Here is a 22309-nt window from a genome sequence, read left to right as displayed (position 1 = left end):
TCATTTCTTTATTTATCTAAGCTTTCGGACCAATAACCATTGTCATATTACGGCCTTCCAGTTTCGGGGGCTTTTCACAAACAATGGTATCTCCCAATTCTTTCAGTACACGTTCTAATACATCACGACCTAATTCCGGATGTGTCATTTCACGTCCTCTGAACATAATGGTAACTTTTACCTTATTTCCATCTCCCAAGAAACGTTGTGCATGTTTCAATTTAACATAGAAATCATGATCTTCAATGTTAGGGCGAAGTTTTACTTCTTTTACTTGGAAAACTTTCTGCTTTTTCTTGGCTTCTTTATCTCGCTTCTGCTGTTCATATCTATACTTTCCATAATTCATGATACGACATACAGGTGGTCGTCCATTAGGAGCCACTTCCACCAAGTCCAAACCGCGTTCTTCTGCTGCACGAATTGCATCACGCACCGTCATAACGCCTAACTGTTCGTTTGTATCGCTGACAACACGTACTTCTCTAGCACGAATTTGTTCATTGATACTAAGTTCCTTAGCTATTATTTTCACCTCCGAATACAGGTTTGCCCAATATCTTATCTGTTTTGACACCGGAATCCTCTGATTATTGCAAGTAAAAGCGGACGACCTACGTCGCCCGCTTCAAGTTCACACGTTAACCTTAGTAGCTATGCGCCTTGTAAGGTGAGAAGCGGATGACTTCTTCTTGCAATTAATACATTACATATAATACGCCATTCATTCTTACTTGTCAAGAATAATTTAAACTAAATCATCACGAAGAGCTCGATGTGCCATACCTACGGCTACTTCATTGAAATGTAATACCCCCACACCAATGTATATAGCTACACAAAGGTGTTCCTTCCAACGAGCAATCCCAAGCTTTCCTCCTACATTCATTCCTAAAGCCTTGATTTTAACTTGATCAATAGCAGACTCCACAGCGCCTAATACAGAGCCATCCCCTACATGTGTGTCTGAGATAACTTTTTGCCTTTGTGCCGCTACAATAGCTGATTCGTAAATTTTAGGAAGAATATCAAGAAAACGTCCCCCAAAATTTACAGCTACAGCCTGTATATCCTGCTCTTTTAATTCATCACGAAGAGCATATTCTTCTTTTCTATTCTCAGTAAGTGCCATGCGTAATGCAGCACGACCAATATCACTACTTTGTAACATGATTAGTCCACATTTCTATTTTTTATTTCGCACATAATGTTTGAAATAAAGGAATCTATATCAATACTTCCTTGATCTCCCACTTTTCTACGGCGAACAGAAACTTGATTTGCTTGTACTTCTTTGTCCCCAATAATTAGCATATAAGGAACTTTTTCCATCTGTGCTTTGCGAATCTTATATCCTAAAGTATCATTATTTTCATCAATTTCAACACGAATATTCGCTTGTAATAACTTGTCAGCTACCGATTTCGCATATTTCATTTGTTTTTCAGAAACAGGAATAATTTTTGCTTGCACAGGAGCTAACCAGACAGGGAATGCACCGGCAAAGTGTTCCGTTAAAATACCGATAAAGCGTTCCAAACTACCATATCCGGCACGGTGAATCATTACTACACGATGTTTTTCTCCATCATCCCCAATATAATTTACATCAAAACGTTCCGGAAGTTGCATATCCATTTGGATGGTACCACATTGCCAAGTACGTCCTAATGAATCTTGAATATGGAAATCGAGTTTAGGCCCATAGAAAGCACCATCACCTTCATTAACCTTATACGGAACTCCCGCCTGTTCAATGGCTTCACGCAACGCATCCGTTGATAACTCCCATAATGCATCATCGCCCATTGAATTTTCCGGACGAGTAGATAATTCAACATGATAGCTGATTCCAAACGGTGCATATAAATCTTTAAACATCTTCAACGTTTCAATAACGATGGGTTTCATATGTTCTCTTGTCATAAATACATGTGCATCGTCTTGTGTAAAATTACGTACACGGAATAATCCATGCAATGCTCCATGAAGTTCATGACGATGTACCAATCCAAATTCAGCTACACGTCTTGGTAAATCCCTATAGCTTCGCTGCTGTGTTTTAAAGTATAGAATTCCTCCCGGACAGTTCATCGGCTTAACTGCATAATCTTCTCCGTCAATCTTTGTGAAATACATGTTTTCACGATAATGGTCCCAATGTCCGGACTGTAACCACAAATCTTTAGAAAGAATAATTGGTGTTTGTATTTCTTCATAACGATATTTCTTAAGTAATTCACGTTCAAATTCAATTAATTCATTACGAATCGCCATTCCTTTAGGGTGAAAGAATGGGAAACCAGGTCCCTGCTCTTGGAAACTGAATAAATCTAATTCTTTCCCTAACTTTCTATGATCACGTTTAGCAGCCTCTTCACGAACGTACAAGAAATGTTCTAAATCTTCTTTATTATAAAAAGCTGTCCCATAAATACGCTGTAGCATTTGATTATTTTCATCGCCTCTCCAATAAGCTCCTGCTACGGTCATTAATTTATAAGCTTTAACCTTACCGGTAGAACGCACATGAGGTCCTGCACAAAGATCCACAAAGTCTCCCTGTGTATAAAAAGACAACAAAGCATCTGCCGGTAAATCTTCAATCAATTCCACTTTATAAGGTTGCCCTTTTTCCTTGTAATAAGCGATAGCCTCTTCTCTACTCTTGTAAGATTTTTCAATAGCAAAATTGGACTTTATAATTTTGGACATTTCTTTTTCAATTGCTGCGAAATCTTCTTGGCTAAACTTGTGTTCCGACTCTATATCATAATAGAAACCGGTATCAATAGCCGGACCAATTGCTAACTTTACATCCGGAAATAAATGTTGAATAGCTTGTGCCATAACATGAGATGCCGTATGTCTCAGTGCATATAGTCCTTCTTCTGATTCTTTTGTAAAAAACTCTACCTGTGCTTCATCAACAATAGAATCTCTCAAATCAGCCAATTCACCATTCATCTTTGCAACAACAACTTCTTTTGCCAAACTATTTGAAATAGATTTTGCTACTTCAAATAAGGGAATTTCTTTTTCAAATTCTAATTTTTTCCCATCTTTTAACACAATAGATACCATACCCTACCATCCTTTCTACAATAAAAAAACTTTCATCCCACTAAGGGACGAAAGTTAAATTCCGTGGTTCCACCCAAATTAAATCTTACGATTCACTTTAGAAGCTATAACGGTGCTAACCGAGAAAACTTACTTCATTCAGTTTCCCTGCTCAAGAGTGGTAAAGTTTAACTTACATAATCTGTTCACACCAAACACAGACTCTCTTGCTATGCTACCATTAAACTTCATGTCTCTTTCACTACATTTATATTTATATCTTACACCTTTTAACATTTATGTCAAGAACCCATATGCTTATGAATATTACAAAAATATTCATAAGTCACTTTTAGTCCATCTTCTAAACTAACTTCCGGTTTCCATGACAACTGATAACAAGCTCTTCCATTTGCTAAAATAGACTTATAAATATCTCCGGCACGTGGACTTGCATATTCTTTATTGATGTTTTTCCCTGTAATCTTTTCAAATATATAAATAAGTCCGTTAAGTGAAATTTCGCTTTCTGTTGATAAATTGTATATTCGATTTACATTTTTTGTCAGCAAAGATTTATAAATGCCATTTGCTATATCTCCTGCATAAATAAAATCTCTGGTTTGATTTCCATCTCCATAGATAGTAATTCCTTTATCTGAAGATATACAATTAGCAAAAATGCTAATTACTCCACCTTCACCACTATCCACCTGACGTTCACCATAAACATTGGAGAATCGAAGTACAACATAATCTAAACCGAAAGACTCTTTATATAGTTGTAAATATTTTTCCGCTGTTATTTTTGACAATCCATAAAAAGACATCGGTTTTAAACATTGGGACTCCACAACAGGAAGATATTCTTCCTGAACATCTCCGTAAACAGCTGCCGTGGAAGAAAAAACTATTCTTTTTACACCATGTTTACGTGCAATTTCCAACAAATGAACAGTTCCTAATACATTCTGCATACAATCAAAAGAAGGATCTTTCATAGAGGTACTTACTGTAATTTGCCCTGCTAAATGTACTATGGCATCAAAATTTCCTTTAGAAAAAACTTTTTCCAACTGCACATCATTAATGTCCATTTGAACAAATGAAGTACCTGCAGGTAAATTCTCTATTTTCCCTGTACTAAGATTATCTACGACTGTTACGTTAATTTTTTCTTTTTGTAACTTACGCACAACATGCGAGCCTATAAACCCCGCACCACCGGTTACTAATACATTCATATTTTTCCTCCTATCTATTAAAAAGATAGTAATTAAAGTCATTCATAATATATTTATTATATAACTACTGATGATAATTCCCATGTATAATTTGCAATCTCATTATACATCAATCATAAAAATAAGACAGCTAAAAGCTGTCTTATTTTTATGAAATACTTTGTACACACTCTAATGATAAATAATATCCCTCTTCATTTTTTTGTATGGTACCGTAAAAACTTCCTCTTTGCCCAAGTGGAATATAAGCCCCATTCATATGTACTTTAATTTCTTGCATTTGAGAATCCCAAAAATTCATAATATTCTCTTTATAAGTAGTTACGTTACGCCCAGTTAAATATACTTTTGTACCTATAGGGAGAATCCCTGATTGTAAAACACGCGCTGAAATATATACATAATTTATTAAATCACTTTCAGTAATATTCCCGGGATTTACTACAAAAAAGTGTTTATTTTCACTTTGTGGTAACGGATGATAAAAAGCTTTATCTCGTTCAATCTCCAAAAGCACTTTAGGTGACTCTATCGAAGAATTATTTGCCTTATAAGTAAAATATTCCTCATCAGGATTAAAATCATTCCATATAATTTTATCTGCTACTAAACATACTTTCTTTCCATTATCTGCTACTTGTCCAATGTCAACAAAAGGAGTACGATGTAGTAGTTTGCCACCATGTTTGCCTAAATCTACAACTAAAGTGTCGCCATTCTCATCTGTAATAATATATATATTTCCACCTGCAAAAGAAGAAATATATCCTTTAATGGCTACTTTTTTGGTTTGGTATAACTTAAAATGTGTAAATAGTTTAGCTATAGTAACAGGAAAAATTCCATTATAAAGCGTTTTGGGCGATGTACAATAAGTAGAATAATTATGATTGTAATTAGGAGGATTATAAGCATTAGTTGCTATAGGACTTATAATCCCGCTCAACAAAATAAAAATTATGGTTTTTTTATTGATTATTACCATTATCAAAATTTTCCATATTATTTACGAGATTCAATAGTTCGAACTCGTTGAATATCCGGTGTACCATCTTCATTATAACTGATAGTATCTACACGGAATCGATCTAATTCCGGCTCAAATTCCTTCAAAGCCTTGGCATTAATCTTTGCTCCATTCATCATAGCACGATAAATAACGGCTGCCATCTCATAACGTGTCATTTGACGATTACCATTAAAGTATCCGTCCGGATATCCTTCTAATACCCCATTTCCTGCTAAAGTTGCTACATAATCATAAGCCCAATGATTTTCCGGCACATCCGGGAATATTTCAATCTTGTTTAAATCCAAATTGCGTCCGGCTACACCATCAGCAATTAAAGAACGTAAATCTTCTAAAGCTTTACGTAGTTCCAAAATTTCTTTAGCTGTAGAAACACGGTTAACAGATATATGATTCTTTTGGCTAAATTTCCAACTTACAGATCCGGCCACCATATCATCCCCATTTCCCACAGAACCTCCAAGACTCACCATAGTATCTTCATTAGGTCTATAAAAAGCTCCTAATGCTACTGCATTTTCGCCCTTATAATGTCCTACACTTGCAGAAAAACTCCATTTATCGTCCGGATCAAAATCTAAGGGATGAAGCATAGCCATCGCAGCAGCTCCGGCTCCCACTTTATTAATTTTATTGGATAAGGAATTGTAATTTTGTGTGAGTCCTTGCTTGAGTTGCCCTACATTAACGGCATCTGTATCTGCCACACCGGTAGCAACATTTGTGATTTTCCGACCATTCGCATTCAGCCCTTTTTCGGAAATATAAGTTTTCCCGGCCACATTTACTGCTTTGTCTACATTAACAGTATTTGCATTCATAGTAGTGGCTGTTACAGAGTTTAATTCTTTTAAATCCTTATTTAAAGAAATAGCAATCTTATGGTCACTGGATGTGGTAGTAATATTAGTATCTCCATTAAGATGTAAAGTTTCAGTGGGGTTGACGGCAGTAGGATTTCCCTTATCCGCTGCAAATAACGTAGCATCTCCATGGTTACCTCCGGAAGCAGTATCTGCATTCACCTGCATAGTAGTTCCTTTTAACTTATCATGAGCAGCACTCGAACCTGCTGCCGATGCTTTAGGTTTTACATGTACATCTGCCGTTTCCGTTGTACCACCTTCTAAATTCAATTTAATTTTATAGGTAGTTCCTTTTTCTAAACTATAAGTACGTGTTAAAGAGATTCCTTCATCCGCTTCTAACGTTACCATAGCTGCTTTTAATTGTGCTACATTGACCGCATCCGTATCCTGACTACCTGCTGCCACACCGGTAATCTGACGTGTAGCGCTGCCATCCCCATGTCCTATAGAAAATGCAGCATAAGTAGATTTCCAGGTAGGACTGTTTTTATCATAAGCAAAATTATATCGCTCTAACGGATTATAGCCATTCACACCTTCCGCTACAGAAGCAATGGAGTGACTTCCTAATGCCACAGCATCTTTTTTTCGTGCATGAGATTGATGTCCTACCGCTACCGCATTGTCTGCAGAATCTACTATTTTATAGTCATCATAAAGCGCCCCATAATCTTCTAAAGAATTTTCTTGATCAGAAATTGGTTCTATATTACCGGTCATACCACCGATAGCAATAGCATGATTCCCTGCAGCCTTTCCTTGACTCAAAGCCAATGTATGTGCACTCATAGCTTTAGTACCCACACCAATCGCTACCGCACCTTCTGCGTACGACTGTGCGTGATTGCTTACTTCAAATAAGGGTACTTCCGGATCCAGCATACGTGAGGTATTCCCTCCAATAGCAATAGCTCCTCTCGCATTGCTAGATGTAGTACCTCCCATAATCGCTACTGAATCTTGCCCTAGAGCGGCAGCACCGCTCATAGCCAGAGAATGTTCCCCCTTGCCATAAGCCTGCACACCTAAAGCCGTTGCATATTTACCGACAGCTCGTGAAGAAGCTCCTATAGCAGTACCTACTTGATCACTCGCCTTAGTCCCGTTCCCGATAGCAATACTGTAGCCGGAAACCTCTTGACTTCCCGCTTCTACTGGAGCAATATTGGCTACAGTTTTTAGTTCATTTGCATCAGCAGTTACAGTTGCTTGGTATCCCATCGCAATATTAAATCTACCTGCATCATTAACACTCGTTTCCTTACCTATTGCAATAGATTCGCTGGATCCGATAATACTTGTTTGATACCCTAAGGCTACGGAGTCAAACGAATATATTGTTCTTTCTTGACCATTAATATCCTTCTTTAAGTTTTCTATGCGACTGTTATACCCGATACTTAAAGAATTATTCCCCTCTGCATGAGCCATATGACCAATAGCAAGAGCATTTTCTGCATAAGCAGCTGTATTATAACCTACAGCTAATGCATTTTTACCTTTCGTACGTGCAATATAACCTATTGCCATAGCATTTTCATCAGGTGCACCGTCGTTATTGTAATTGGTAGAAACTTCCCCCTCCAATTCAGAACTAGTTGCACCGGTATCTGATGTATTGACATGGAAAAAGTGTAAATCCATTGCATACGTGCTACAAATCCCACTTGTTAATAAAACAGAAGACACCATTGTCATAACTGCCAATTTAGCTCTTAAACGATATTTTCTAATCTTATTTTCACTTTGCATATTTTTATTCGTACTTACTTGATATTGCATAAATACCCCCTTTATAAAAAATTTCCCCTACATAGTCAAAATATTGCATATATAATCTGTAAACTTACAGTTTGACATTAATATTATATTACTTACTTTTAATATTTTCAATTATTATTAAGTTATATAAACATAAAAATTAGAGTATCTTCTAGGAGATACTCTAATTTTTTGCTACTCTATATTTTTTATCAAAGAAAGTATTTCATCACGTTTTTCTTCCATTAATGAATAATTACCTCTAGTTTCCAGGTTCAAACGAACCAAAGGCTCTGTATTAGACCTACGAATATTAAATCTCCAATCCTCAAAAATAAAACCTAATCCGTCAATAGTTTCTACTTCTAATGCTTGTGTTTGATACGATGCTTTCACCCTTCTTAAAGTTTCAGCCGGATTTTTTACTTGCAAATTAATTTCACCGCTACAAGGAAAGTTTTTTTTCATGTCTTTTATTAATTGACCTAAACTCTTTCCTGTCTCACTTACAATTTGTACCACAAGTAACCAAGGAATCATGCCACTGTCACAAAAAGAAAAATCACGGAAAAAATGATGTGCACTCATCTCTGCACCATAGATTCCATTAACTTTTCTCATTGTCTCTTTCATAAATGCATGCCCACCTTTAGATTCTATAGAAACTCCACCGTTTTCTATTACAATCTTTCTTGTATTCCAATACAACCGAGGGTCATGCACAATAGTACTTCCTTTTACTTTGTTTAAGAAATAACAAGAAAGAAGTCCTACCATATAGTATCCATCTATATACTGTCCTTTTTCATCAAAAAAGAAACATCGATCAAAATCTCCATCCCAAGCAATTCCCATATCTGCCTGTTTTTTTATAATCATCTTACTAATGTCCTTATGATTTTTTACCAACATAGGATTAGGGACTCCATGAGGAAATAAACCATCCGGATTCATTCGTATTTCTGAAAAGGTTAAAGGCAAATGTTGTTTAAGATGTCTAAATGCAACATCTGCACATCCATTTCCACCATCAACTACTACATGTAAGTTTCTTATTTTATCTATATCAATATAAGTTAATAAATGATGAATATAATCTTCTATTATACTTTTATCTTTAATTTTACCTATATAATTACTCATTTTAAAATTGCCAGAAAAAGCAATTCTTTCTATATCTGTAAGCCCGGTATCTGCGCTCACCGGTTTTCCTTCTTCTCTTACAATTTTAAGTCCATTATAATTAATAGGATTATGGCTGGCGGTAATCATAATTCCACCATCTAATCGATAATAAAAAGTGGTAAAATAAACCATTTCTGTACCGACAAGTCCAATATTATATACATCAACACCCCCGTCTGTAAGACCTTTACATAAAGCATGACACAGACTCACAGAACTTTGACGTATGTCATATCCTACACATATAGTTTTGGGATTATACAAAGTCGCATAAGCTCTACCAATACGATATACTAACTCTTCATTCAATTCATCAGGAATAATACCGCGAATATCATATGCCTTAAATGCCGTATGCAACATATGCAATTCATTCATTAGTATTATCCACTTTCTCCGCCTGCGCTTCCATTCTTTCCAGTACTTTTATATATCCATCAGCACCATAAGCAAGACATCTCTTTACGCGGGAGATAGTAGCTGTGCTGGCACCGGTCATTTCTTCAATTTTCTCATATTTTTCCTTTTTATTTAACATTTTAGCTACTTCAAGTCGTTGTGACATATCACGAAGTTCATTTACAGTACAAAGATCTTCAAAAAATTCATAACACTCTTCTTTTGTTTTTAATAAAAGAATAGCTTCAAAAAGTTGTGTCATCAATGGATTTACTAAACGTTGATTTACGCTCATATTTTCCTCCTTTTAACAGTACTTTTACACTTTAATTCATTATAGCACTGCCATGTAATGATGTAAATTTACAACATTTGATAAAGTACATATTTTACTTGTAAAATCAGGAGTTTTAAAGATGCTTGACTTTCAATCAAAGCTAAGATAGTATAAGTGAAAAGTAGTAAGCTTTATACTATTCATCTCGAGTGACAGAGGGACTGGCCCTATGAAGTCACGGCAACCATCAACAAAGAAACGGTGCCAATTCCAGCGAGATTATCTCGAAAGATGATACTATCAAACTATTTGAACTTTCATCTCTCGATGAAAGTTTTTTTATTACACGGAGTATTTTATGATTGAGTTAAAAAATATATGTAAAAATTATGAAACCGGAATTGCCGCTCTAAAAAATATCAATCTTACTATTCAAGATGGAGAAATTTTCGGTATTATAGGGCAGTCCGGTGCCGGTAAATCCACATTAATCCGATGTATAAATATGTTGGAGACACCTACTTCGGGACAAATCATTATTAACGGAAAAGATTTGACAACATTATCTGCTACAGAATTGCGTAAAGAACGACGTCAAATCGGTATGATTTTCCAGCACTTTAATTTACTTTCGAATCGTACTGTTTATGAAAATATTGCTTTTCCGTTGGAATTATCTCATACTCCTGCCAAAGAAAAAGAAGCTAAAATTACTTCTATACTTGAATTAGTTGGGCTTAGCGAATATAAAAACAAATACCCGTCTCAGCTTTCAGGCGGACAAAAGCAGCGTGTAGGCATTGCTCGTGCATTAGTGTCCAATCCAAGTGTATTGCTTTCTGACGAAGCTACCAGTGCGCTAGACCCGGAAACAGTAAAATCAATTTTACAATTATTAAAAGCTATCAATAAAAAGCTGCATATTACAATTATCCTTATTACCCATCAAATGGAAGTTATAAAATCAATTGCAGATCGTGTGGCTGTAATTGAAAAAGGGCAAATTATTGAGGAGAGTTCTGTGTTAGACCTTTTTACTTCACCTAAAACAGATACTTCTAAAAACTTTATCGGCTCCATTTCATCTAATACACTTCCGGAAGGTTTATCTCATTATAATATCCATACTCTAAAACAACATGAAACAGATCATACTATTATGCGACTCTCCTTTCGTGGTGATGTAGCTAATGAACCTATTATTACCCAATTATCCAAAAGTTATAATGTGGAGATAAGTATTCTATATGGTACAGTTGATTTTATTCAAAATGTTTCTTTCGGTAAATTAATTATTGATATTAGTGGAACGGAAAAAAATATTTCTTCCGCACTCCATCATCTTCATAAAATGCCTATAGAAAGTGAGGTGTTAGGTTATGTCTCCCATCATAACTAATCTACTCATAAAAGCACTGGGGCAAACTGTATACATGGTATCTATATCTATGCTTATTGCTTCTCTTATAGGTATTCCACTCGGAATTTTACTTGTTGTTACAGAAAAAAATAATATTTTATCTTGTCCCATAGTTAATAGACCGCTTTCCTTTATTATTAATATCATTCGCTCCATCCCCTTTATTATATTGATGGTAGCTATTATCCCATTTACCCGTATCCTAGCAGGTACCTCTATAGGTACAACCGCTGCCATTATTCCATTGACATTAGCAGCTATTCCTTATATTGCAAGAATGGTAGAAACCTCTATTAGAGAAATTCCTTTCGGATTAATTGAAGCCGCACAATCTATGGGGGCTACTCCTTTGCAAATTATTTATAAAGTTCTCTTACCGGAATCATTACCCTCCATATTAGATTCTATGACAGTTGTTATGGTTTCTCTTGTAGGTGCCAGTGCGATGGCAGGTACTATAGGTGGTGGCGGATTAGGCGATTTAGCTATTCGATATGGCTACCAACGATTCCAAGCAGATATTATGATAATTACTATTATTGTTTTAGTCTTAATGGTACAATCTATTCAATTCCTGGGAAGTTTCCTATCTAGAAAAGCAGATAAACGCTAAAAAAAGAGAGTCATATATCGACTCTCTTTTTTATTTTTTCCTGCATAAGGCCTCTTTAGCTAATTGATCTGCCATTTCATTATACTTCACACCTGTATGACTTATAACTTTATGAAATCTAATTGTTAAATTTTCTTTTATAGAATCATAATAAGCTTTCAATGCTTTAGTTCCATTTTTATTGGTTTTCCACTCACCAATACACCATTTCTCTATACCGGCATAATCATAATAAATGTCCATCTCTTTAATCTGATGTGTAATACAATATTTCATTGCAAACATAGCTCCATGAATTTCTCCTGCTACATTTCGCATTAAAGCTAATTCTTTATTTTTAATTTTATCAGCATATTTTTCTATTTTCCCCCGAAATAAAATTACACAACCAAAAGCAAAAAATTCCGGCATAGAAGGTATATAAGAGCCATCTACATAAGCAACTACACATTCTGAGCTTATAGGTGCGTTACATTCTTTTACAGAATTAGCAGCTTCTTGTAAAAAAGCTGTAGCTTCTTCTTTTGTATAAAACCCCTTATAAGATGCATTAGGATATCCGATAACCTGTTTTTTACACTCTTCCCAAGTCGTATATAAACCTGTTTTCCGACCTTGTCTTACTGCATACCAAGATTTTTTCTTCATTAAAGCTCCTAATTATCACAACAATTGTATGAATAATCGCATGTATTTATTTTATCATATTCTTTTTAATAATAATAAAAACGCCGATGATTATAATCGACGTTTTTACCTATTCTAAATAAATCAATTTGTACCTTTTTGTATATGAGAAATAATACCGGTAGTAGAGTACCCTTTTACAAAAGGAAGGATTTTGACATCTTTTGCATATTCACGCCCTATGACATCTTCTTTTTTATAATCTCCACCTTTTACAAGAATATCAGGACAAAGTTCTGATAAGAGCTGTGCAGGAGTATCTTCGTCAAAAAGAACTACTTCATCCACACAACGCAGAGAAGAAACCATAAATGCTCTATCTAATTCATTATTTATAGGACGATGTTCTCCTTTAAGCCTTCTTACCGAACTATCTGTATTTAGTCCAACAATTAAATGTTTCCCTAATGAGGCTGCTTGTATAAGATACGTAACATGTCCACGATGCAATATATCAAAACAGCCATTAGTAAAAACAACCGTTTCTCCTTTGGATTGCCATTCTTTAATTTTATTTTTAAGTTCCTTTACAGAAATGGGTGCTGATTTAAATGATTTTTTATGAGTTTCTTTTTTCCATTTTTCTATAACAGCTTCACGAGAAACCGAATAAGTACCTACATGAGAAACTGATATACCGGCTGCTACATTTGCAATAGTAAGTACAGTTTTCATAGATAAATCTGTACCTGCCATTGTAGCTAAAATAGCCATAACGGTATCGCCGGCACCGGATACATCAAATACATCTTGCACTTGTGCCGGACAATGTATTACAGAATCTCTTTGTATAGAAGTAAGACCTTTTTCTGAACGAGTAACTACTACATTTTTTAAATGATATTTTTTCAATACTTCAAGTCCTGCAGTCGTTATCGCTTCATCCTCATTAGCAACGATACTTCCTACACAATCAGATAACTCTTTTAGATTAGGAGTAATAGCATATGCCGAATCATATTTTTCCCACATAGTACCTTTCGGATCTACTAATACGGGGATCCCCTTTTCGTTAGCTGCTTGAATAATACGCTGTGATAAAGATTCAGTAATTAAACCTTTACCATAATCAGATATAACAATGCTATCAATATGATTTTCTTTTAATCTTTCTATCCATTTATCAACCTGCTTTTCTATTTCCCCACTTATTTGATATTTTTCTTCAAAGTCAAGTCGAAGCATCTGCTGTTTAGCACCTAAAATACGTACTTTTGTCGTAGTTTTATAATCAGATAAAGTCATAAGACCTACACTATCAATACCTACTTCTGCTAATAAATTTTTTATGGTAGCTCCATTTTCATCCATCCCAATTAGACCTGCAATAAATACCTGACAACCTAAAGCTGCCAAGTTAGCTGCGGTATTAGCTGCACCACCTAATACTGCACGTTGCCTGGTCACTACACTTACAGGAACAGGAGCTTCCGGAGAAATACGGTTTACATCTCCTGTAATATATTTATCCAACATGATATCGCCTATAACAGCAACTTTCCTATTAGGCATTTGCTCTTGTAGGAATTTTTCGCCCTCACATCTCATAATTTCTCCCCATATTGATGAACCAATATATAACCTATTTATTCATTGTATTACATGCAACTCAATTATAACAGAGTCTTTATCTCCTTTTTTAGTTTTAAGAATTTTCAAAACTGTCTATAACAAAAATGAACTGTAAAGAATATTCTTCGCAGTTCATTTTGTTATTTACATAATAATATTATAAATACATTGTGCATTTTGATAAGTTATTTTTGCAACTTGCTCAACAGAAGTATTTTTAATTTGAGCAACAGCTTCTGCTATATACACAATATTTCTTGGTGTATTGACTTCATCTCTTCTACTCATGGGCGTTTGAAACGGACTATCCGTTTCCAGCAAAATCTTTTCTAACGGTAATTGCCGAACAACCTCACGAATACGTCTGCTATTTGTAAAAGTAATAGAGCCTGAAAAAGAAATATAAAATCCAAGCTTAATCAATTCTTTTGCCAACTCTACACTTCCACTATACCCATGCATAATACCTCTTAAACTTTTTTTGTATCTTTTTAGAATCTCTAATAAGTCTCCATGTGCTTTTCTATTATGAATAATTAGAGGAAGATTGAATTCTATAGCCGCTTCTATATGACGAATAAACCATTTCTTTTGTAACTCTTTATCTACAGTTTTTTCATGATAATCTAAACCGGTTTCGCCTAATGCGACCACCTTTGGTAAATTTTTAACTTTATTAAGAAGTTCATTCCACTCCTCTAAAGTAATATGTTCTACCATTAAAGGATGTATTCCACAAGCTGCATATACTTCTCTATATCGATTTGCTAATAGAATGGTTTGAAAAGCCGTTTCTAAATTTTCAGAAGGACAAACAATAAAATCTACTTGATTATCAGCGGGTTGTAATATAGAGTCTATATCTGCTATAAGTCTTGCATCATAAAGATGTGCATGTGTATCAAAAAAATGCATCATTTAACTCGACTTCCTGCAGAAATATCTACAGTAGGTACTATTAATTTATCATCATTAGTTGCTGCAAGAATCATCCCTTGTGATTCAATCCCCATTAACTTAGCCGGCTTTAAATTAGCTACAAAAATAACATGTTTTCCAATCAATTCTTCCGGTGCATAATGTTGAGATATTCCGCTCACAACAGTTCTTTCTTCATTACCTAAAGAAACTGTTATTTTTAGTAATTTTTTAGATTTTTTAACTTTTTCAGCAGTTAATACCTTGGCAACACGTAAATCTACATTGCAAAATTCATCAAAAGATATGTCCGGCTTAATAGGTTCAATACTTGTATCTACAATAGATGTTTCCACTTTCTCTTCTACCGTTTCTTTTACTTCTTCCATATCAATACGAGGATAAATAGGAGCTTCTTTCTTAGTTACAGTCCCATTTGGAATTTGCCCCCAAGTTAAGTCTGCGTAAGTTGCATTTTCAAATGCAGATAATCCTAATTGATTCCAAATCTTTTCTGCTCCTAGTGGAATGATAGGAGCTACCAACAAAGATACATAACGGAGACCTTCCGCCAAATGATATAAAACGGATTGCAATGCAGATTTCTTGTCCTCTTGTTTTGCTAAAACCCAAGGTTCTGTCACATCAATCAATTTATTTAATGAACGCACAAAAGACCAAACGCCTCGCAATGCATCATTAATTTCCCAATTATACATATTAGTTTTAAAAGTACTTAAAGTATCAATTGCTTGCTTTTCTATATTTTTTACTGCTTCCAAAACTTTTTCGTCTACAGAAGCATCTCCTTGATAAAGAACTCCATTATCATATTTTTCTACCATAGAAAGTGTACGGTAAAGCAAATTCCCTAAATCATTAGATAAATCAGAGTTGATGCGATTGATTAAACGCTCTCTACTAAAATTTCCATCTTGTCCAAGTTGAATATCATTAAGCAAATAATATCGTATAGCATCAGAGCCAAATTCATGAATCAAAGGAATCGGATCAATGACATTCCCTCTTGATTTTGACATTTTTTCCCCATCAACGATAAGCCAACCATGTCCATACACTTTCTTAGGTAACTCAATACCAAGACTCATAAGCATGATAGGCCAAATAATGGAATGGAATCGTACAATTTCTTTTCCCACCAAATGAACATCTGCCGGCCAAAATTTTTTAAATTTTTCTTTATCATCTAATATTCCGGCTGCTGTCAAATAGTTAGATAAAGCATCAAACCAAACATAAACGACATGTTTAGTATCAAAAGGAACCGGTACTCCCCAAGAAAAACTTGTGCGAGATACACATAAGTCCTCCAATCCCTTTTTTACAAATTGAATCATTTCATTCCGACGACTTTCGGGCTGAATGAAATTCGGATTTGCCTCAACAAAATCCAACCAACGATTTGCATATTTAGACATTTTAAAAAAATATGCTTCTTCACTTACACGTTGCAACGGACGTCCACAGTCCGGACAAATATGATCTTCTGTCAATTTGTTTTCAGGCCAAAATGTTTCATCAGGAACACAATACCAGCCTTCATATTTTCCTAAATAGATATCCCCCTTGTCATAAGACCGTTGGAATAACTCTTGTACAACTTGTATGTGTCGCTCTTCTGTTGTACGAATAAAATCATCATGAGTAATATTCAGTTCTTTCCAAAGTTCCTTAAACATTTCTACTATTTTATTAGTGTATGCAATAGGAGTTACCCCTTCTGCTTCCGCTTTTTCCTGAATCTTTTGTCCATGTTCATCAGAACCCGTTAAAAAGAAAACTTCATCCCCATCTAACCGATGAAAACGAGCCATACTGTCTGCAATAGTAGTACAGTAAGTATGTCCAATATGTAATTTAGCACTCGGATAATAAATCGGTGTTGTAATATAAAATTTTCCTTGTTCTGACATTGTATTTCCTCCTGCAAATGGATGTATGTAATAAATTATGTAATTACTAATTTAAAGGATTCTTAGTAGAAAGTAAATATTGATAAATATTTCTACGAGATAAATTATATTTTTTGGCTGCTTGACGTGCCGCCTCTTTAAGTGACATTTCTTTTGTTAATTCAAGAGCATATTCTCTCCAATCCGCTGCCTGCTCTTCTTGTTCTATTTCTTGCTCAGTCTTACCTTCTATAAGAACAACATATTCACCTCTGGCAGGAGTTTCTTCTAATTGTTCAATTAAGGTTTGCAATCTACCTCTAGAAAAAGTTTCAAATTTTTTTGTTAGCTCTCTAGCTAAAACTGCATTTCTATTTCCTAATTGCTTTTCCAAATATTTCAAAGTAGATTTTAGTCGATGCGGTGCTTCATAAAAAATAAGTGTCATAAATAATGATTTTACTTGTGCTATTAATTTATCAGATTTAGCCGTAGTTTTAGGTAAAAAGCCAATAAAAGTAAATTGTCTGGCATCTAAACCGGAAGCAATAAGTGCTGTTAATGCGGCATTAGGTCCCGGAAGCGGTACCACTTCAATAGCAGCTTCCAGTGCTAGTTTTACTAAATCTGCACCGGGATCGGAAATCACAGGCATCCCGGCATCACTCAATTGTGCAATCGATAATCCGTCCTTCAATTTTTTTATTAAACGAGGCCCCATTTCGTTCTTATTATGTTCATGATAAGAAATCATCGGAACATGTATATCTAAATGTTTTAATAAAATCCCTGAATGTCTGGTATCTTCCGCAGCAATATAATCTACCTGCTGTAATACAGATATGGCACGTTCTGTCATATCCGAAAGATTTCCAATAGGTGTGGGAACTAAGTACAAAGTCCCTGCCTTTATTTCAAACATGTATGTTCCCCTTTCCATAAATTGCAAGTATTTCATCGGTATAAGAACCATCTTCTTTATGTAAAAATAAAGGTGGTTCCATAATTACTTCCGGATGACCTCCATATTTCCATTCTAAAAGAATGCGACACGCAGGATGCCCAACTCTTGCATATATAGGTCGTATACGTTTAATTTCCATATAATATTCTCTACCGATAGCAATTAAATCTCCTAAACGATCCGCACGATGTACCATCGTTAATCGTCCTCCATATGATAATAAATATTGTGCGGAATGAAAGACTTCAGAAAGAGAGGTTCCTACCTCATGGCAAGCTAAAGCTTTTCCCGGCTCACTATTTGTATTGCCTGTCCCAATTTCTCGATAAGGTGGATTCACTACTACCGACTGAAAAGCACCTGTCGGATATAATTCTCGTGCTTTAGTATAATCACATTCTACTACTTTGATAATATGCTGTTTCCCATTAGCAATAACATTGCGTTTTGCCAACTCCACCATAATAGGGTTAATTTCAAGTGCAGTGATATCTTTAGCTCCTAAAGCAGAAAGCAATAAAGAAATTACACCGGTTCCTGTTCCTAGATCCACTATACGTTCTTTCGCTTTTATTTGTACATAATGAGCTAACAATATAGAATCTAAAGAAAAACAAAACTGATCTGTTCTTTGAATAATACGCATACCGTCTCTTACTAAATCATCTATGCGCTCTTTTTCATGTAATTCCCACTTATTTGTTTTCACAAGCATCAATTTCTTTCCATAACATAGTTTTTGGTGGTTCATTATCAAACTGTACTCTTACTGTATGATTTTTATTATTTACATACGTAATTTGTCCTTCTCCTTGATCTGTCATAACTTTCATTCCGACAGAAAGCTCAGGGCGAATATATTTTTTAGGACACTCACAATTTTTATTTTTAATTTCTCCACATTTATATAAATCATCTTCATAACGAAGACAACACATTAAACGTCCACATACCCCTGAAATCTTAGCGGGATTTAATGATAATCCCTGTGTTTTTGCCATCTTAATAGAGACAGGAGCAAACTCACCAAGAAAAGTAGCACAACATAATGTTCGTCCACAAGCTCCTAATCCGGAAACTTGTTTGGCTTCATCACGAACCCCAACCTGTCTCATTTCAATACGAGTATGAAAAACAGCAGCTAATTCTTTAACTAAATCACGAAAATCAATGCGACCTTCTGCAGTAAAGAAAAATACAATTTTATTTCTGTCAAAAGTATATTCTACACGCAAAAGATTCATATCACATTTTAGTTTTTTTATTTTTTGCTTGCATATATCAAAAGCTTCTTGTTCTCGTTCTTTATTTCGTTGTATTTGTAATAAATCCTGTGGTGTTGCTTTACGCAAAACGGGTCTCAATTCTGCATTAGGTTTAAATAAATTGGGCTGCTTTGGAAAAACAACAACTTTTCCATATTCCATGCCACGAGAAGTTTCTACAATTACATCATCATTAACTTCTACTTTTATATTATCAACAGAAAAATAATAAATTTTTCCTGCACGTTTAAAACGAACTCCTGCTACTTGATTCACAGTTATCCTCCGTTCTTTATCAAACACAAATTAATAACTATCATATCCAGTATATTTTTTGTTGAAATGTATCTTTGGCATGCATTATATGCTACTTTTAGTATTTCCAATGCTTTTTCTGCTTTCCCATCAGACCAAATTTGTGCTATCGCACGTTCTCTTTCTGTAATATAGGTAATTGTCTCTGCTTGTTCAGGTATATTTGCTAAAAGCATAATATTTCTGCCTATAGACATACACCATAGAAGTTCTTGTTGAAATTCTTTTTTATCAATTTTTTTATTACTTTCAAAAATCTGAGTATAAGGAAGGGAACTATGAGTTATCGTTTCCCAAAATCGAACAGCTTTATCATAACATTGCATACCATTTTCGCCGAATAATTCTATAGCGATAGCAGGATTACCTGTACTAATTCTATATATATCTTTATAGTTTCTTCCTTGTAGATCAGGCAACTGTTTCTTCTGTTTATTTAAAAACAATTCAAAACTCTGATAATCCAAAGAAGTAAATTCATAAAGTTCTGCACGTGAAATGACAGTAGGAAGCATTCGTGTAATGTCATGAGAAACAAGAATAAAAAACAAATTTTCTTTAGGTTCTTCTAATGTTTTTAACCATGCATTAGCAATAGCAGCTCCCATAGATTGAGCTTCATCAATAATACAAACATGCGGAGTATCATCTAGTATAATGATATTTTCTAATAAAAGGCGAAATTGCTCCATTTTTAATTCCATATGTTGTGGCTTCATGTAAAAAATTTTCCCATCAGGAGATCTATATAAAGATTCTATATTATCTCCCTCTACAGTCAACCAATGAGAGGCTATTTGCTCATCCCAAATGCGTGTTGTTCCTGTTATGCGAGATGCCAAATCTAAAGCCGCTGTACTCTTACCAAGTCCTTCTTCTCCATAAAAAAGAATCGTATTGGCAATTCTTTTGTTATCTATAGCCGCCGCCAAATATTGCTGTATTTTATTATGTCCAAAAACATGTGGAAAAAATGTTGTCACTCCTGTCCCTCCACTCTAAGCTAATATATGTATAGTTTATCATATTTATGTTATAAAAAAGTGTTATATTATATACATTTTAATAAAAATATTCCTCATTTTATTAAAAATGTATTTTAAAAAGAGATGACCACTATTTAGTAGTCATCTCTTTTTAGTAACTATACTCGTAAAGTATTCACTATAGAATTAATATCTTCAACCTGATTTTGCTTACACCACGTTAATAATTCTTCGGTAATCTGTGGAATCGCAGTAGGAGTAACTAGAGTTGCAGTTCCTACTTGTACAGTATCCGCACCGGCAATCATAAATTCGGCAACATCTTTTCCAGTCATAATACCGCCCATACCGCAAATAGGAATCTGAACTGCTTTTCGTACTTGCCATACCATCCGAAGAGCTACCGGTTTAATAGCAGGTCCGGATAAACCTCCGGTAATATTTCCTAATATAGGCCTTCTGGTTCCAGCATCAATAGCCATACCCATCAATGTATTAATCAAGGAAATAGCATCTGCCCCCGCTTCTTCAACAGCTTTAGCAACAGAAACAATATCCGTTACATTGGGAGACAGTTTTACAATGACAGGAAGTGTAGTATTTCTCTTCACTTCCCAAGTTACCTTTGCCGCTTCTTTCGGGTCAGTACCAAAAGCAATCCCTCCATTAGTAACATTAGGACATGAAATATTTACTTCTATCGCACTTACACCCGGAACGGTAAGAGCTTTTGCCACCTGACCATATTCTTCAGCTGTCTTTCCTACCATATTTGCAATAATGGGTACATCGTAACTTTTCAATTCCGGCAAGTAATGTGAAAGAAATTTTTCTACACCCGGATTTTCTAACCCGATGCAATTAAGCATTCCTGAAGCCGTCTCAGCAATACGAACGCCCTCATTACCATTCCAAGGTACAATCCCTAGTCCTTTTACAGAAATAGCTCCTATTTTATTTAAATCTAAATATTCCTTGTATTCTACACCATAACCAAAAGTTCCGGATGCTGCAATAATAGGATTTTTCATCTTAATTCCACAAAAATTGACTTCCATGTTCATAAGATTACCTCCTCTGCATTGAATACAGGACCGTCTTTGCAAACTTTATAATGTCCCCCCGATACTTTATCACAAACGCAAGCCATACAAGTACCGGTACCACACCCCATTCGTTTTTCTAAAGATACTTCACAAGGAACTTTTGCCTCCTTGGAAATTTCTGCTGTTTTTTTCATCATAATAGCCGGACCACAAACGATAGTCTGCTTAATAGTATTATGTTTAAAAACTTCCGGAAGAACGGAAACAGTAAATCCTTTAACACCATAAGAACCATCATCTGTAGTAACAATCAAATTTTTCAACGTATGGGGAAATAAATCCTTCCAAAATACTTCTTCTCTATTCCTTCCGCCGATGACAACTGTCATTTGTCCAACTTTTGCTCTTCTTGCTGTAAATAGAATCGGTGCAATTCCCACGCCACCACCTACTCCAACCAATTCACCGTCGGGAATAGTAAAAGAAGTTCCTAACGAACCAAGACAATCAAGTCTATCCCCTTCGTGCATTTGGGACATAAGTAAAGTACCTTCTCCTACCACACGATAGATAATTTCAACCAATCCCTTTTCCGGATCGGCCCCTGCAATAGAAATAGGTCTACGTAACAATTTGCTGCAATCATTTATTTTTACATGTATAAACTGTCCGGGTTGTGCTTCTCTTGCAGTTTTGGGTAATTCAATAATCATACGCCAAATAGCAGGCCCTACCTTATCATGTTGACAGATAACTCCTTTTTCTACGTATCCCTTCATCTA

The 22309-nt window shown here is 35.1% G+C and carries 20 protein-coding genes, 1 riboswitch and 1 other annotated feature; of the genes, 2 read left to right on the top strand and 18 right to left on the bottom strand.

Going from position 1 to position 22309, the window contains the following annotated elements:
- Positions 1-16 precede the first annotated feature (16 nt).
- The 8 genes from infC to BCB69_RS01945 all read right to left on the bottom strand — a co-directional run bounded on the left by infC (position 17) and on the right by BCB69_RS01945 (position 9846).
- On the bottom strand, positions 17-535 hold the full coding sequence (gene infC / locus BCB69_RS01980; RefSeq protein ID WP_173644818.1) for a translation initiation factor IF-3: 519 nt from the start codon (positions 533-535) through the stop codon (positions 17-19).
- A 213-nt stretch (positions 536-748) separates the two neighbouring features.
- Positions 749-1171 carry a HutP family protein gene (locus BCB69_RS01975; RefSeq protein WP_022513448.1) on the bottom strand — a complete coding sequence of 141 codons (423 nt, stop codon included), beginning with the start codon at positions 1169-1171 and terminating at the stop codon, positions 749-751.
- Positions 1172-1173: 2 nt separating this feature from the next.
- Positions 1174-3084, bottom strand: coding sequence for a threonine--tRNA ligase (thrS, locus tag BCB69_RS01970; protein ID WP_022513449.1), 1911 nt, complete (start codon positions 3082-3084; stop codon positions 1174-1176).
- 40 nt (positions 3085-3124) lie between these two features.
- Positions 3125-3335: a binding site (T-box leader), on the bottom strand.
- Between the two features lie 30 nt (positions 3336-3365).
- Complete coding sequence (locus BCB69_RS01965) at positions 3366-4307, bottom strand: NAD-dependent epimerase/dehydratase family protein (RefSeq protein ID WP_069176863.1); 942 nt, start codon at positions 4305-4307, stop codon at positions 3366-3368.
- Between the two features lie 148 nt (positions 4308-4455).
- A complete protein-coding gene (locus BCB69_RS01960; RefSeq protein WP_159049964.1) occupies positions 4456-5253 on the bottom strand; it encodes a hypothetical protein in 798 nt (265 codons plus the stop codon).
- Positions 5254-5309: 56 nt separating this feature from the next.
- Entirely contained in the window at positions 5310-7988 is a 2679-nt protein-coding gene (locus BCB69_RS06270; RefSeq protein WP_083989984.1) for an S-layer homology domain-containing protein, read from the bottom strand.
- 174 nt (positions 7989-8162) lie between these two features.
- Positions 8163-9530, bottom strand: a complete 1368-nt coding sequence (locus BCB69_RS01950; RefSeq protein ID WP_069176861.1) for a phosphohexomutase domain-containing protein — start codon at positions 9528-9530, stop codon at positions 8163-8165.
- Entirely contained in the window at positions 9523-9846 is a 324-nt protein-coding gene (locus BCB69_RS01945; RefSeq protein ID WP_022513176.1) for a YerC/YecD family TrpR-related protein, read from the bottom strand. Before BCB69_RS01945 ends, BCB69_RS01950 begins: the two co-directional genes overlap by 8 nt.
- Before the next feature lie 179 nt (positions 9847-10025).
- Positions 10026-10126: riboswitch (SAM riboswitch) on the top strand.
- A 60-nt stretch (positions 10127-10186) separates the two neighbouring features.
- Between BCB69_RS01945 and BCB69_RS01940 the strand changes: the two genes are divergently transcribed.
- Together BCB69_RS01940 and BCB69_RS01935 are read left to right on the top strand one after the other, a co-directional pair.
- Positions 10187-11227, top strand: a complete 1041-nt coding sequence (locus BCB69_RS01940) for a methionine ABC transporter ATP-binding protein (protein ID WP_069176860.1) — start codon at positions 10187-10189, stop codon at positions 11225-11227.
- The gene (locus BCB69_RS01935; RefSeq protein ID WP_022513174.1) at positions 11208-11861 is read left to right on the top strand and encodes a methionine ABC transporter permease; all 654 of its coding nucleotides are present in this window, start codon (positions 11208-11210) and stop codon (positions 11859-11861) included. The genes BCB69_RS01940 and BCB69_RS01935 overlap by 20 nt, the downstream gene beginning before the upstream one ends.
- Positions 11862-11891: 30 nt before the next feature.
- Here BCB69_RS01935 and BCB69_RS01930 read toward each other — a convergent pair whose 3' ends face one another.
- From BCB69_RS01930 to BCB69_RS01885, 10 genes are all read right to left on the bottom strand, one after another.
- Entirely contained in the window at positions 11892-12509 is a 618-nt protein-coding gene (locus tag BCB69_RS01930; protein WP_069176859.1) for a ribonuclease H1 domain-containing protein, read from the bottom strand.
- 123 nt (positions 12510-12632) lie between these two features.
- Complete coding sequence (gene rfaE2, locus BCB69_RS01925) at positions 12633-14096, bottom strand: D-glycero-beta-D-manno-heptose 1-phosphate adenylyltransferase (protein WP_069176858.1); 1464 nt, start codon at positions 14094-14096, stop codon at positions 12633-12635.
- Between the two features lie 168 nt (positions 14097-14264).
- The gene (locus BCB69_RS01920) at positions 14265-15038 is read right to left on the bottom strand and encodes a TatD family hydrolase (protein ID WP_236887197.1); all 774 of its coding nucleotides are present in this window, start codon (positions 15036-15038) and stop codon (positions 14265-14267) included.
- Entirely contained in the window at positions 15035-16972 is a 1938-nt protein-coding gene (metG, locus tag BCB69_RS01915; RefSeq protein ID WP_022513170.1) for a methionine--tRNA ligase, read from the bottom strand. The genes BCB69_RS01920 and metG overlap by 4 nt, the downstream gene beginning before the upstream one ends.
- 46 nt (positions 16973-17018) lie before the next feature.
- A complete protein-coding gene (gene rsmI / locus BCB69_RS01910; protein WP_173644813.1) occupies positions 17019-17873 on the bottom strand; it encodes a 16S rRNA (cytidine(1402)-2'-O)-methyltransferase in 855 nt (284 codons plus the stop codon).
- Positions 17866-18630: a tRNA1(Val) (adenine(37)-N6)-methyltransferase gene (locus tag BCB69_RS01905; RefSeq protein ID WP_022513168.1), complete on the bottom strand. Its 765-nt coding sequence runs from the start codon at positions 18628-18630 to the stop codon at positions 17866-17868. The genes rsmI and BCB69_RS01905 overlap by 8 nt, the downstream gene beginning before the upstream one ends.
- Positions 18611-19456, bottom strand: coding sequence for a PSP1 domain-containing protein (locus tag BCB69_RS01900; protein ID WP_022513167.1), 846 nt, complete (start codon positions 19454-19456; stop codon positions 18611-18613). The genes BCB69_RS01905 and BCB69_RS01900 overlap by 20 nt, the downstream gene beginning before the upstream one ends.
- 2 nt (positions 19457-19458) lie before the next feature.
- On the bottom strand, positions 19459-20478 hold the full coding sequence (locus tag BCB69_RS01895) for an AAA family ATPase (RefSeq protein ID WP_069176857.1): 1020 nt from the start codon (positions 20476-20478) through the stop codon (positions 19459-19461).
- Between the two features lie 161 nt (positions 20479-20639).
- The gene (locus BCB69_RS01890; protein ID WP_069176856.1) at positions 20640-21545 is read right to left on the bottom strand and encodes a dihydroorotate dehydrogenase; all 906 of its coding nucleotides are present in this window, start codon (positions 21543-21545) and stop codon (positions 20640-20642) included.
- Positions 21542-22306 (bottom strand): dihydroorotate dehydrogenase electron transfer subunit, encoded by a 765-nt coding sequence (locus tag BCB69_RS01885; RefSeq protein ID WP_069176855.1) that lies wholly within the window; start codon positions 22304-22306, stop codon positions 21542-21544. The genes BCB69_RS01890 and BCB69_RS01885 overlap by 4 nt, the downstream gene beginning before the upstream one ends.
- Positions 22307-22309 lie beyond the last annotated feature (3 nt).

Source organism: Dialister pneumosintes (genome assembly GCF_001717505.1).
GTDB classification, from domain to species: domain Bacteria; phylum Bacillota; class Negativicutes; order Veillonellales; family Dialisteraceae; genus Allisonella; species Allisonella pneumosinta.
This window is presented reverse-complemented; position numbering and strand designations above follow the sequence as displayed.

Coding starts and splice junctions, on each gene's coding strand:
- BCB69_RS01965 (WP_069176863.1), bottom strand. CDS start 4,307: ATGAATGTATTAGTAACCGGTGGTGCGGGGTTTATAGGCTCGCATGTT.
- BCB69_RS01920 (WP_236887197.1), bottom strand. CDS start 15,038: ATGATGCATTTTTTTGATACACATGCACATCTTTATGATGCAAGACTT.
- thrS (WP_022513449.1), bottom strand. CDS start 3,084: ATGGTATCTATTGTGTTAAAAGATGGGAAAAAATTAGAATTTGAAAAA.
- BCB69_RS01890 (WP_069176856.1), bottom strand. CDS start 21,545: ATGAACATGGAAGTCAATTTTTGTGGAATTAAGATGAAAAATCCTATT.
- BCB69_RS01930 (WP_069176859.1), bottom strand. CDS start 12,509: ATGAAGAAAAAATCTTGGTATGCAGTAAGACAAGGTCGGAAAACAGGT.
- rsmI (WP_173644813.1), bottom strand. CDS start 17,873: ATGTTTGAAATAAAGGCAGGGACTTTGTACTTAGTTCCCACACCTATT.
- BCB69_RS01885 (WP_069176855.1), bottom strand. CDS start 22,306: ATGAAGGGATACGTAGAAAAAGGAGTTATCTGTCAACATGATAAGGTA.
- BCB69_RS01905 (WP_022513168.1), bottom strand. CDS start 18,630: ATGCTTGTGAAAACAAATAAGTGGGAATTACATGAAAAAGAGCGCATA.
- BCB69_RS06270 (WP_083989984.1), bottom strand. CDS start 7,988: ATGCAATATCAAGTAAGTACGAATAAAAATATGCAAAGTGAAAATAAG.
- BCB69_RS01950 (WP_069176861.1), bottom strand. CDS start 9,530: ATGAATGAATTGCATATGTTGCATACGGCATTTAAGGCATATGATATT.
- BCB69_RS01975 (WP_022513448.1), bottom strand. CDS start 1,171: ATGTTACAAAGTAGTGATATTGGTCGTGCTGCATTACGCATGGCACTT.
- BCB69_RS01945 (WP_022513176.1), bottom strand. CDS start 9,846: ATGAGCGTAAATCAACGTTTAGTAAATCCATTGATGACACAACTTTTT.
- BCB69_RS01940 (WP_069176860.1), top strand. CDS start 10,187: ATGATTGAGTTAAAAAATATATGTAAAAATTATGAAACCGGAATTGCC.
- metG (WP_022513170.1), bottom strand. CDS start 16,972: ATGTCAGAACAAGGAAAATTTTATATTACAACACCGATTTATTATCCG.
- BCB69_RS01935 (WP_022513174.1), top strand. CDS start 11,208: ATGTCTCCCATCATAACTAATCTACTCATAAAAGCACTGGGGCAAACT.
- rfaE2 (WP_069176858.1), bottom strand. CDS start 14,096: ATGAGATGTGAGGGCGAAAAATTCCTACAAGAGCAAATGCCTAATAGG.